Consider the following 12,137-nt stretch of genomic DNA (forward strand, 5'->3'; position numbering starts at 1 on the left):
CCACGGTAGGTCGGTGGCGCCGGGTGCGCGCGTCGAGCGTCTCGCGACGTGACGGGGCGGCCCGCGGACGGTTCGCACGGCGCCGTCCGGGGAAACCGGATACCACCGGTCCACGGGGTGCTGAGCACGAGGTACTGGTGCGAACGGGTGATTTCGTGCGGTTCGGCTTGTCCTGCCTTTGCGCCGATGTCCGGATTGTGTCAACCTGTCCACGTCAGCGAAAAGGGCAAACCCACCGCGAGGTGGGGACGCAAAGCCACCGGGACCCCAGGGGTCGGCCGGGCTCACCGAACGACAGGAGCGCACGATGTCGCCTCAGACCTCCACCCAGTCCAACGGACGCACCGACGCGCCGGGCGCGCTGCTCACGCCGTCGGAGGTCGCCACCATGTTCCGCGTCGACCCCAAGACGGTCACGCGCTGGGCGAAGGCCGGCAAGCTGTCCGCGATCCGCACGCTCGGCGGGCACCGCCGGTACAGCGAGGCCGAGGTCCGCAGCCTCCTCGGCGGGGTCCCGCAGCCGCGCGACGCGGAGGACTGACCCGCCGTCACGCGTGCCTGGGGCGGGAGCGCCCCGAGCCCGAGCACGAGGAAGCCCCGTCGGCGACGCCGACGGGGCTTCCTCGTGCCCGTTCCGATTGCGGTGCGTGACCACCTGTGGGGGGATGTGTGGCGACATCCGCACACTCGGGAGGACCCGTGCGCATCCTGAACCGCGTCCATGACGCCCTCGGCCTGCGGACGGGCCCCGTCATCTTCTTCGGGGCGGCGCTCGTCACGCTCGTGTTCGTGGTCGGGACGATCGCCTTCACCGGTCCGGTGGACTCCTTCTTCGCCGTGGTGACCACCTGGTTGCTGGACAACCTGGGCTGGTTCTACGTCCTCGGCGTGACCATCTTCCTCATCTTCCTGGCCTACATGGCCACGAGCAGGTTCGGCCGGGTGCGCCTCGGCCCCGACGGCGAGAAGCCCGAGCACTCGGGCCCCACCTGGTTCGGGATGCTGTTCGCCGCGGGCATCGGCACCATCCTGATGTTCTGGGGCGTCGCCGAGCCGATCAACCACCTCGCGAACCCGCCGATGCAGGACGTCGAGCCGGGCACGGCCGACGCCTTCCGCGAGGCGATGGCCTTCACGCTCTACCACTTCGGGCTGCACACCTGGACGATCTTCACGCTGCCCGCGCTCGCCTTCGCCTACTTCATGTACAAGCGCAACCTGCCCCCGCGCGTGAGCTCGATCTTCCACCCGCTGCTCGGCGACCGGATCTTCGGCCCCGTGGGTGCGGTCATCGACATCACGGCCGTCGTCGGCACGATGTTCGGCGTCGCGGTCTCGGTCGGCCTCGGCACCCTCCAGATCAACAGCGGCCTGGCGTCGATCTTCGGCATCGACGAGAGCCGGTTCATCCAGATCGCGATCATCGTGGCGGTCACGGCCATCGCCGTCGTGTCCGTCGCCGTGGGCCTCGACCGCGGGATCAAGCGCCTGTCGAACTTCAACATCGTCGTGGCTGTCGGGCTGCTGTGCTTCATCGTCGTCACCGGCCCGACCCTCCTGCTGCTCAAGGGCACCATCCAGAGCACGGGCACGTACCTGTCGATGCTCCCGCAGCTGTCGTTCTGGACCGACGCAGCCCTCGACAGCGGGTGGCAGAGCTCGTGGACCGTCTTCTACTGGGCCTGGACCATCTCGTGGTCCCCGTTCGTGGGCATCTTCATCGCGCGCATCTCGCGCGGACGGTCGATCCGCCAGTTCATCCTCGGCGTGCTCGCGGTGCCCGTGACCTTCAGCATCATCTGGTTCGGGGTGTTCGGCTGGGCGTCGTTCGACATCGAGCGCAACGCCCCCGGCACGCTCACGGGCCCGGTGGTCGACGACGGCGACATCCCGGGCGCGCTGTTCATCTTCCTGGACAGCTTCCCGCTCACCACCGTGATGTCCGTGGTGGCGATCGGTCTGGTGATCGTCTTCTTCACGACGTCGGTCGACTCGGCGGCCCTCGTCATGGACACCATCTCGAACGGCCACGAGGGCGCGGCGCCGACGCGCCAGCGAGTCTTCTGGGCGGTCTGCGTCGCGCTGGTCGCGGGGACCCTCCTCGGTGCGACGGGGGCCGGCGGCCTCGAGGCGCTGCAGCAGGTGATCATCGTCGTCGGGCTGCCGTTCTTCGTGATGGGCTACCTGATGATCTACAGCCTGCTGCGCGCACTGAAGGAGGACGCGGGCGAGGTCCCGCCGCTGCGCACCAAGCGCTGGAAGCGCGTGCTCCCGCCCGAGGAGGCCGAGCGCCGCAAGGCCGAGGCCGCCGAGCGCGCGGGCGAGGAGCCGGACTCCGTGGCCGCGCCCGACGACGCCCCGGTCGCGGCCCAACCCCCGGGCGGCGAGGGAGCGCTGCTGCGCAAGACCGAGTCGGCACCGCGGACGCAGGCGCCGACCGACCCGAGGTCCTGACGGCCTCCGGAACCGACGGCGAAGCCCCGGCCACCGTCGGTGGGCCGGGGCTTCGTATGGTGCCCGCGGCAGGAATCGAACCTGCGGCCTTCTGCTCCGGAGGCAGACGCTCTATCCCCTGAGCTACGCGGGCGGGGCGCTGCAGAACACTACCAGCGGTTCGGGCGGACGGCCGACGCGACCAACGGTCGCCTCAGCCCTCGTCGCCCGTCATCGCCTGGACCACGCCGTCCTGCGCGGTCTCGTCGCCGATGAGGTCCGACAGGTAGGCCTCGATCTCGCGCATCGCCGCGAGCGGGTCGGCGGCGGCGATGGCCTCGACCAGGCTGTGGTGGGCGTCGTCGTCGTGCGCGGGGTGCTCGAAGTTGAACCGGATGTTCTCGGTGATCGCGTCGAGGAGGTTCTCGTAGAGCGCGAGCAGCACCGGGTTCTGGGCCGCGGACGCGATCGTCCGGTGCAGCGCGAGGTCTGCCGCGACCATCTCGTCGAGCTGGCCTCCCGCGAACGCCGCGGCGCGTGTGGTCTGGAGCGCGCGGAGCTCGGTCACGTGCGCGTCGGTCCGGCGCACGGCGGCCAGCCGCGCGGTCTCGACCTCGAGGCTGCGACGCACCTCGAGGACGTCGCGCTGGTGGGCGCCGGCGATCTGCCGGCCCATCGCGTTGCCCAGCTCGGAGTCGGACAGCACGTACGTGCCCGAACCCTGCCGCCGCTCGAGCATCCCCGCGTGCACCAGGGACTGCACGGCCTCGCGCACGGTGTTGCGGCCCACGCCGATGAGCTCGGTCAGCTCGGGCTCGGCGGGGATGCGCGTCCCGACCGGCCACGCGCCCGAGGTGATCTGCTGGCGCAGGCGGCCGACGGCGAGGTCGATCAGGTTCGTGCGGCGGGTCATCCCATCTCCGGTGTGAGGCGTGAGAGGCAGTCAACACCACGTCGGCGCTCGCGCACGAGCCATAGGGCCCGGAATCACCCTGATCCGGCGGCGGTGCGGTGCCGTGGCGGCGGGACCGCGCCCGCCGCCGCCCGGGGGAGAATGGTGGGGATGAGCCACGACTCCGCGCGACCCGGCCCCTGGCGCGGCCGACGCGTCGTGCTCGCCGGGATCGTCCTGGTGGCGCTCAACCTGCGCATCGCCGTGGGCGCCGTGTCCCCGATCCTCGCCGACGTCCGCGAGGACGTCGCGCTCACCGACACGCTCACCGGGGTGCTCGGGGCCGTCCCCGTCGCCTCGTTCGCGCTGTTCGGGGCGCTCGCCCCGCTCGTCGCCCGCCGCGTCGGCCTCGAGCCCGCGCTGATCGCCGCGATGGTGCTCTCGACGGTCGGTGAGGTCGTGCGCTCGACCGTCGGCACCCCGACGGCGTTCCTCGGCTGGTCGGTGATCGCGCTCGCGGGCATGGGCATGGGCAACGTGCTCCTGCCGCCGCTTGTCAAGCGCTACTTCCCGGACCGCATCGGTGCGGTGACCGCCGTCTACTCGGTCGCGATGGCGGTCAGCGCGTCCGTGCCGCCGCTGATCGCGGTGCCGCTCGCGGCCCAGCACGGGTGGCGCGTCTCGCTCGCGGCGTGGGCACTGCTCGGCGCGCTCGCGGTCGCGCCCTGGCTCGTCGTCGTGGTGAGGTCGGCCCAGGCGCGTGCCCAGCTCGAGGGGCTCCTGCGACGCGGCCCGGCGACGACGCCCCGGCTCGCCGGGCGGCACCGTGGCGGCGGGCGGGTGCGGCGCAGCCCGCTCGCGTGGGGCCTCGCACTGACCTTCTCGGTCAACACGACGAACGTCTACATCATCTTCGCCTGGCTGCCGGACCTGCTGGTGGCCGAGGGCATGGAGCCCGCGGCCGCCGGTCGCTGGCTCGCGCTCTTCGCGGTCATGGGCCTGGTGCCCGCGCTGGTGGCGCCGCCGCTGACGGTGCGGCTGCGGGACCCGTGGTGGCTCGTGCTCGCCTTCGTGGCGATGTTCGCCGCGGGGTACGTGGGTCTGCTGGTGGCGCCGACGGCGGGCATCGCCTGGTGGATGGTGCTCACGGGGATCGGCTCGGGGACGTTCCCGGTGCTGCTCACGCTGCTCAACCTGCGCACGCGCACCTCGGCCGGTGCCTCGTCGCTGTCGGGGTTCGTGCAGGGGTTCGGCTACGGCCTCGCGGGTGCGGGGCCCGTGCTCGTCGGCCTGGTCGTGGGCCGTGGGGGCGGCTACGACGTCGTGCTGGTGGCGCTGCTCGCGAGCATGCTCGTGCTGCTCGCGGCCGCCCGCGTCGCGTGCCGTCCGGTGCTCCTCGAGGACACCTGGGCCGCGCGTGGGCACGACGACAGACCGGCGTCGCCCGCTCGGTAGGCTTGGCCGGTGACTCCCGCTGAGCTGTCCGAGGCCCTGCACGCCGTCCTGACGGCCGCCGTCGCCGACGGCGTCGTCCCCCTCCCCGCCGATGCCGTGCCCGCGTCCGTGACCGTCGAGCGCCCTCGCTCGCGCGAGCACGGGGACTGGGCCACGAACGTCGCGATGCAGGTCGCGAAGAAGGCGGGCAAGGCGCCGCGCGAGGTCGCCGAGGCGCTCGCCGCGCGGCTGCGCGAGGTCGAGGGCGTCGCGGCGGTCGAGGTCGCCGGACCCGGCTTCCTCAACATCACGGTGGACACCGCGGCCGCGGGTGCCCTCGCGCGCGTGGTCGTCGAGGCCGGTGAGGCGTACGGCCGCACCGACGCGCTCGCGGGTGAGCGCATCAACCTCGAGTTCGTCTCGGCCAACCCGACGGGGCCCATCCACATCGGCGGCGTGCGCTGGGCCGCCGTCGGCGACTCGCTCGCCCGCCTGCTCGAGGCGACCGGCGCGCAGGTGACGCGCGAGTACTACTTCAACGACCACGGCGCGCAGATCGACCGGTTCGCGCGGTCCTTGCTCGCTCGGGCCCGCGGCCAGGAGGCGCCCGAGGACGGGTACGGCGGCCAGTACATCGCCGACATCGCGGCCCAGGTGATCGCGCATCGCACGGCCGAGGGGCAGCCCGACCCGACGACCCTGCCCGACGACGAGGCGCAGGAGGTGTTCCGGGCCGTCGGCGTCGACCTGATGTTCACCGAGATCAAGGCGAAGCTGCACGACTTCCGCGTCGACTTCGACGTCTACTTCCACGAGGACTCGCTGCACGAGTCGGGGGCGGTCGAGCGGGCCGTGGCGCGGCTGCGCGAGATGGGCCACATCTTCGAGGACGCGGGTGCCACCTGGCTGCGCACCACGGACTTCGGGGACGACAAGGACCGCGTGATCATCAAGTCGGATGGGAACGCCGCGTACATCGCCGGCGACCTCGCCTACTACCTCGACAAGCGCGAGCGCGGGTTCGACCGCGCGATCATCATGCTGGGCGCGGACCACCACGGGTACATCGGTCGCATGATGGCCATGTGCGCGGCGTTCGGGGACACGCCCTGGACCAACCTCGAGATCCTCATCGGCCAGCTCGTGAACCTCGTCAAGGACGGGCAGCCGGTGCGCATGTCCAAGCGCGCGGGCACCGTCGTGACGATCGACGACCTCGTGGACGCGGTGGGTGTGGACGCCGCGCGCTACTCGCTCGCGCGCTCGTCGGTCGACTCGATGATCGACCTCGACCTCGACCTGCTCGCGACCGCGACCAACGAGAACCCCGTCTTCTACGTCCAGTACGCCCACGCCCGCACCGTGAACGTCGCGCGCAACGCGGCGGACCTGGGCGTGCGCCGCGAGGACGGCTTCGACCCGTCGCTGCTCGACCACCCCACCGAGTCGGCGCTGCTCGCGCAGATCGGCGAGCTCGGCCGCGTCGTGACCCAGGCTGCGGAGCTCCGTGAGCCGCACCGCGTGGCCCGGTACCTCGAGGAGCTCGCCGGCGCGTACCACAAGTGGTACGACCAGCGCCGGGTCACGCCGTTCGGCGACGAGCAGGTCACGGACGTGCACCGGACGCGGCTGTGGCTCAACGACGCGACGCGACAGGTCCTCGCGAACGGGCTCGGCCTGCTGGGCGTGAGCGCCCCGGAGCGCATGTGACGGCCGCACTCGGGGGAGGGGCCGCGCGGGACGCCGTCGTCGTCGAGCCGTTGGGCTCGCCCTGGCCCGTGACGGCCGGCCTCACGCGTGACGGCGCGACGGTCGTGGGGGGTGTCGACGTGCGCGACCTCGTCGCCGAGCACGGCACGCCCGTGTACGTGCTCGACGAGGAGGACTTCCGGGCGCGGGCGCGCGCGTTCCGCTCGGCCTTCAGCGACGCGTTCGCGAGGATCGGCACCGGCGTCGACGTGTACTACGCCGGCAAGGCGTTCCTGAGCGTGGCCGTCGCGCGGTGGGCCCGCGAGGAGGGGCTGCGGATCGACACGGCCACGGGTGGCGAGCTCGCCGTCGCGCTGCGTGCGCAGGTGCCTGGCCCGGAGATCGGCCTGCACGGGAACAACAAGTCGGACGACGAGCTGGACCGCGCCCTCGCCGCGCGCGTGGGTCGCATCGTGGTCGACTCGCTCGAGGAGGTCGCGCGCGTCGCGCGTGCGGTCGAGCGTCGCGGCGACGGCGTCCCGGCGCCCGTGATGGTCCGCGTCACCACCGGCGTGCACGCGGGGGGCCACGAGTACATCTCGACCGCGCACGAGGACCAGAAGTTCGGGCTGTCGGTGGCCGGGGGTCAGGCGCTCGAGGCGCTCGAGGCCGTGGTCGCGACGCCCGGCCTCGAGCTGCTGGGCGTGCACTCGCACATCGGCAGCCAGATCCTCGAGCCCGACGGCTTCGCGGTCGCGGCGCGCTCGGTGCTCGGTCTGCGGGCCGAGCTCGCGCAGCGCACGGGCGTGCTCGTCCCCGAGGTCGACCTGGGCGGCGGCTTCGGCATCGCCTACCTGCCGGGCGAGTCCGCGCTCGACCCGGCCGTCGCGGCCGAGGGCCTCGCGGCTGCGGTCGCCACGGCCTGTGCCGAGCTCGGCACGGCGGTGCCGCGCATCTCGATCGAGCCGGGGCGCGCGATCGTCGGTCCGGCGGGCCTCACGCTCTACTCGGTCGGCACCCTCAAGCCGGTCGCGGTGGACGAGGGCCTCGTGCGGACCTACGTGTCGGTCGACGGCGGGATGAGCGACAACCTCCGTCCGGCCCTGTACGGGGCGGACTACACCGCCCGCGTGCTGTCGCGCCCCACGGGCGACGTCATGACCCTCGCGCGCGTCGTCGGCAAGCACTGCGAGAGCGGCGACGTGGTGGTGCGCGACGTCATGCTGCCGGCGGACGTGCGGCGCGGGGACGTGCTCGGCGTCGCGGCGACCGGCGCGTACGGGCGGTCGATGGCGTCGAACTACAACCAGGTGCCGCGCCCGCCCGTGGTCGCGGTCCGGGGCGGGACGGCCCGCGTGCTGGTGCGCCGCGAGACCGAGGACGACCTGCTGGCCCTCGACCTGGGCTGAGCGGTGCCGCGTGGCGAGACGCCCGCACCCCGGGGGAGCGCCGCGCGCCTATCCTGGGGCCGCCCCGGGGCCACGAGGACCGCGGCGACGTCGAGCGAGAGGTGGGAACCGGTGACGAGCACCGCGGACGACGGCGACCGGCGGGGCGCTCCTGCGCCCGGCGCCGACCGGCCGGTGCGGGTGGCCGTGCTGGGCTGCGGCGTCGTGGGGACCGAGGTCGTGCGCCTGCTGCGCACGCAGGCCGAGGACCTCGCGGCGCGCACGGGCGCACGGCTCGAGCTCGTCGGCGTGGCCGTGCGCTCGCTCGAGGCCGAGCGGGACCCGGTCGTCGACCGCGACCTGCTGACGACGGACGCCGCGACCCTGGTCGAGGAGGCCGACGTCGTGGTCGAGCTCATGGGCGGGATCGAGCCCGCACGTGGGCTGCTGCTGCGCGCCATCGCCTCAGGGGCCTCCGTCGTGACGGCCAACAAGGCGCTGCTCGGTACCGACGGTCCCACCCTGTACCGCGCGGCCGACGCCGCCGGGGTGGACCTCTACTTCGAGGCCGCCGTCGCGGGCGCGATCCCGATCGTGCGGCCCGTGCGCGAGTCGCTCGCGGGTGACCGGGTGACGCGCGTCCTCGGCATCGTCAACGGCACCACGAACTACGTGCTCGACCAGATGGCCTCGACCGGTCTCGACCTCGACGAGGCCGTGAAGCATGCCCAGGAGCTCGGCTACGCCGAGGCGGACCCCACCGCCGACGTCGAGGGCCACGACGCGGCCGCGAAGGCCGCGATCCTGGCCTCGCTCGCGTTCCACACCCGCGTGGGCATCGACGACGTGCACTGCGAGGGCATCACGGGCCTCACCGCCGAGGACGTCGCGTGGGCGAACGAGACGGGGCACGTCCTCAAGCTCCTCGCCATCGCGGAGCGCTCCGGCCCGGACGACGGCGTGGTGGTGCGCGTGCACCCCGCGCTCGTGCCCCTGACGCACCCCCTCGCGAGCGTGCGCGGTGCGTTCAACGCGGTGTTCGTCGAGGCGGAGGCGGCCGGGGAGCTCATGTTCTACGGCCGCGGGGCCGGCGGTGCGCCGACGGCGAGCGCCGTGCTCGGCGACCTCGTGACGGCGGCGCGCCACCGCGTGCTCGGCGGCAAGGGACCGGTCGAGTCGAGCTACGCCGAGCTGCCCGTGCACCCGATCGCGGACGCGGTCACCCGGTACCAGGTGCACCTGCGCGTCGCCGACCGCTCGGGCGTGCTCGCGCAGGTCGCGCAGGTGTTCGCGGGCCACGACGTGTCGATCGAGACGGTGCGGCAGGCCCGTGCCGGGGCGGTGGGGGCGGGTACGGCCGACGCGGAGCAGGCCGAGCTGCTCGTGGTGACCCATGCGGCGACGGACGCGGCGCTCGCCGCGACCGTGCGCGACGTCGGCGAGCTGCCCGTGGTGACCCACGTGCTCTCGGTGCTCAGAGTCGAAGGAGTCTAGGTGGCCCACCAGTGGCGCGGCGTGATCGCCGAGTACGCCGACCGTCTGCCCGCACACCTGCAGCAGCAGGTCGTGACCCTCGGCGAGGGCGGGACGCCGCTCGTCGCCGCGCGCGCCCTCTCCGACCGTGTGGGCGCCGAGGTGCTGCTCAAGGTCGAGGGCATGAACCCCACGGGCTCCTTCAAGGACCGTGGCATGACGACGGCGGTCTCGGCCGCCGCGGCCCGCGGTGCGACCGCCGTCGTGTGCGCGTCGACCGGCAACACCTCCGCGTCCGCCGCGGCGTACGCGACGGCTGCCGGCATGACCTGCGCCGTGCTCGTGCCCGACGGCAAGATCGCGATGGGAAAGCTGAGCCAGGCCGTCGCGCACGGCGCGCGCCTGCTGCAGGTGGACGGCAACTTCGACGAGTGCCTGGTCGCGGCCCGCAAGCTCGCCGACAGCTACCCGGTCGAGCTGGTCAACTCGGTCAACCCCGACCGGATCGAGGGCCAGAAGACGGCGGCCTTCGAGATCGTCGACGCCCTCGGCGACGCGCCCGACGTGCACGTGCTCCCCGTCGGGAACGCGGGCAACATCACGGGCTACTGGCGGGGCTTCACCGAGTACGCCGCCGAGGGGCCCGCGACCCGACGCCCGGCCATGTGGGGGTTCCAGGCCGCGGGGGCCGCGCCCATCGTGCTCGGCCATCCCGTGACGGAGCCCGAGACCGTCGCCACCGCGATCCGCATCGGCAATCCCGCCTCGTGGGAGCAGGCCGTCGCGGCGCGTGACGAGTCGGGCGGCCTCATCGAGGCCGTGACCGACGAGCAGATCCTCGAGGCGCACCGCTTCCTCTCGGCCCAGGTCGGGGTGTTCGTCGAGCCCGCATCGGCGGCAGGGGTCGCGGGGCTGCTCATGCTCGCCGATGCCGGGCGCGTCCCCGCGGGGGTGCGGATCACGGTCACGGTCACGGGCCACGGCCTCAAGGACCCGCAGTGGGCCCTGCGTCGGGCCGACGGCAGCGAGGTGGTGCCCGAGCGTGTGACCCCGGACGCCATGTCGATCGCCCACGCGCTCGAGCTCGTCTGACGGGCCCGCCGTGCGACTGGGCAGCGACCACGTGCGCGTGCGCGTCCCCGCCACGAGCGCGAACCTCGGACCGGGCTTCGACGCGCTGGGGCTCGCCCTCGCGCACCACGACGAGATCGAGGTGCGCGCCCTCGGCAGCACAGAGGTCACCGTCGAGGTGACCGGTGAGGGCGCCGGAGAGGTCGAGGTGGGGGAGGACCACCTGGTCGTCCGCGCCCTGCGCACCGCCCTCGACCGCGTGGGCGCGCCGCAGGTGGGCGTGCACCTGCGCTGCGCCAACGCGATCCCGCACGGCCGGGGCATGGGCTCGTCGGCGGCCGCCGTGGTGGCGGGAGTGCTCGCGGCGCGCATGCTCGTGACCGAGCCCGAGGCGCTCGACGACGCGGCGGTGCTCGCCCTCGCCACGGAGATGGAGGGGCACCCCGACAACGCCGCGCCCGCGCTGCTCGGAGGTGCCACGATCGCGTGGACCACCCTCGGCGGCCCGCGGGCGACGGTGCTCCCGGTGCACGACGACGTCGTACCGGTGCTCCTCGTGCCCACGGTCCGGTGCGCGACGCGCACCGCACGGGGTGTGCTGCCCGCACAGGTGCCGCACGTCGACGCCGCCTTCACCGCGGGGCGCGCGGCCCTGCTCGTCCAGGCGCTGTGCCACCGCCCCGAGCTCCTGCTCGACGCGACGGCCGACCGCCTCCACCAGGACTACCGCGCACATGTCATGCCCGACACCTGGGAGCTCGTGCGCGCGCTGCGCGAGGCGGGGCAGGCTGCCGTGGTCTCGGGTGCCGGGCCCACGGTGCTCGTGCTCGAGCGCGCCTCGGCGGGGGACGCGGGCGCGCGCGTGCGGGCCGAGGTGCTCGCCGGCCTCGGTGGTGACGGTGCATGGCGCACCCTGACCCCCGGCGTCTCGGCGACGGGTGCGGTGGCCGAACGCGTGTGACGCCGTGCGCCCTGCGGGGCCGCACGGGCCGGTGACCGCACGGTGGTAGCCTGGGCGCATCCCCCCGGCACCCCCGAGCGTGCAGACCGCGCGCGTGCACAGCACGTCCTCGCGACGCGGAGCTCGTCGGCCGGCGGGAACCCAGCCACCTGAAGGTCGACCGAGCGTCCGGCCTGAGTGGAGCGCACAGCGATCCGGGCACGGCCTGGACGTCGAACCCAGCGGCACGTTTCTCCCGTGGCCGCCGACGAGGGGGAAGGATCCTTCGTGTCAGACACCATCGAGGCTGCCGTGAGCGGCGCCGCTGACTCCGCGACGACGGGGAGCAGCGGCCGGCCCGCAGCGCTGTCGAGCATGCGTCTGCCCGAGCTCCAGGCGCTCGCCGCCGAGCTGGGCGTGCCCGGCAGCGCCGGGATGCGCAAGAGCGACCTGGTGAGCGCGATCCGCGAGCGCCGCGGCGGTACGGGCCGCGCGGCGGCGAAGCGTGGTGCGTCCGGCGGCGCCGCGCCGACGTCGGACGCTGCGGCGCAGCAGCCGACCCTCGAGACCGCCACGGCCGAGCGCGAGGCGCGCGGTGCCAAGGGCCGCGAGGAGCGCGGTGCCGGTGAGCGCGAGGAGCGCGGTGCCGGCGAGCGCGACGCCGAGCCCCGTTCCACCCGCACCGCGGGTCGGGCCTCGCGGGAGGCGCAGGGACGCGAGGCCGCGTCGGAGCGCGGTGCGCGGGACGACGCGCGGGCGGGCGAAACCGCGGACGAGCGCGCCGCGCGGGCGGCCGAGGCCGCGCGCGCCGTGACCG

10 protein-coding genes, 1 tRNA gene and 1 riboswitch are annotated in these 12,137 nt (G+C 73.9%); of the genes, 9 read left to right on the top strand and 2 right to left on the bottom strand.

All coding sequences use genetic code 11. The annotated features are described in order from the left end of the window. Window positions 1–215: 215 nt before the first annotated feature. Window positions 216–292, top strand: a riboswitch (cyclic di-GMP riboswitch). 15 nt (window positions 293–307) lie between these two features. Then, a complete protein-coding gene (locus tag GXB85_RS10615) occupies window positions 308–541 on the top strand; it encodes a BldC family transcriptional regulator (RefSeq protein WP_161917623.1) in 234 nt (77 codons plus the stop codon). A gap of 158 nt (window positions 542–699) precedes the next feature. Then, window positions 700–2,454, top strand: a complete 1,755-nt coding sequence (locus GXB85_RS10620) for a BCCT family transporter (RefSeq protein ID WP_370524163.1) — start codon at window positions 700–702, stop codon at window positions 2,452–2,454. Window positions 2,455–2,511: 57 nt separating this feature from the next. On the opposite strand, the gene GXB85_RS10625 is transcribed toward GXB85_RS10620, so the two are convergent. Further along, a tRNA-Arg gene (locus GXB85_RS10625) sits at window positions 2,512–2,587 on the bottom strand. Window positions 2,588–2,647: 60 nt separating this feature from the next. Beyond that, a complete protein-coding gene (locus GXB85_RS10630) occupies window positions 2,648–3,346 on the bottom strand; it encodes a FadR/GntR family transcriptional regulator (protein ID WP_161917624.1) in 699 nt (232 codons plus the stop codon). 150 nt (window positions 3,347–3,496) lie between these two features. Here GXB85_RS10630 and GXB85_RS10635 point away from each other — a divergent pair, with 150 nt between their 5' ends. The 7 genes from GXB85_RS10635 to GXB85_RS10665 all read left to right on the top strand — a co-directional run. Beyond that, window positions 3,497–4,780 (top strand): MFS transporter, encoded by a 1,284-nt coding sequence (locus tag GXB85_RS10635; RefSeq protein WP_161917625.1) that lies wholly within the window; start codon window positions 3,497–3,499, stop codon window positions 4,778–4,780. Between the two features lie 9 nt (window positions 4,781–4,789). Next, window positions 4,790–6,469: an arginine--tRNA ligase gene (gene argS / locus GXB85_RS10640; protein WP_161917626.1), complete on the top strand. Its 1,680-nt coding sequence runs from the start codon at window positions 4,790–4,792 to the stop codon at window positions 6,467–6,469. Further along, window positions 6,466–7,857, top strand: coding sequence for a diaminopimelate decarboxylase (lysA, locus tag GXB85_RS10645; RefSeq protein WP_370524164.1), 1,392 nt, complete (start codon window positions 6,466–6,468; stop codon window positions 7,855–7,857). The genes argS and lysA overlap by 4 nt, the downstream gene beginning before the upstream one ends. A 111-nt stretch (window positions 7,858–7,968) precedes the next feature. Continuing rightward, window positions 7,969–9,330: a homoserine dehydrogenase gene (locus tag GXB85_RS10650; RefSeq protein ID WP_161917627.1), complete on the top strand. Its 1,362-nt coding sequence runs from the start codon at window positions 7,969–7,971 to the stop codon at window positions 9,328–9,330. Further along, window positions 9,331–10,401 (top strand): threonine synthase, encoded by a 1,071-nt coding sequence (thrC, locus tag GXB85_RS10655; protein WP_161917628.1) that lies wholly within the window; start codon window positions 9,331–9,333, stop codon window positions 10,399–10,401. It abuts the gene before it with no gap. A 10-nt stretch (window positions 10,402–10,411) separates the two neighbouring features. Continuing rightward, window positions 10,412–11,341: a homoserine kinase gene (gene thrB, locus GXB85_RS10660; protein ID WP_161917629.1), complete on the top strand. Its 930-nt coding sequence runs from the start codon at window positions 10,412–10,414 to the stop codon at window positions 11,339–11,341. A 267-nt stretch (window positions 11,342–11,608) separates the two neighbouring features. After that, window positions 11,609–12,137: Rho termination factor N-terminal domain-containing protein (locus GXB85_RS10665; RefSeq protein WP_370524165.1), on the top strand; the 529-nt coding region annotated here is incomplete at its 3' end.

Source organism: Cellulomonas sp. APG4 (assembly GCF_009996735.1).
Classification (GTDB): Bacteria; Actinomycetota; Actinomycetes; order Actinomycetales; family Cellulomonadaceae; genus Actinotalea.

Excerpts from the sequence above, each read along its gene's own strand:
- GXB85_RS10615 (WP_161917623.1), top strand. The coding sequence starts at position 308 with ATGTCGCCTCAGACCTCCACCCAGTCCAACGGACGCACCGACGCGCCG.
- GXB85_RS10630 (WP_161917624.1), bottom strand. The coding sequence starts at position 3,346 with ATGACCCGCCGCACGAACCTGATCGACCTCGCCGTCGGCCGCCTGCGC.
- GXB85_RS10635 (WP_161917625.1), top strand. The coding sequence starts at position 3,497 with ATGAGCCACGACTCCGCGCGACCCGGCCCCTGGCGCGGCCGACGCGTC.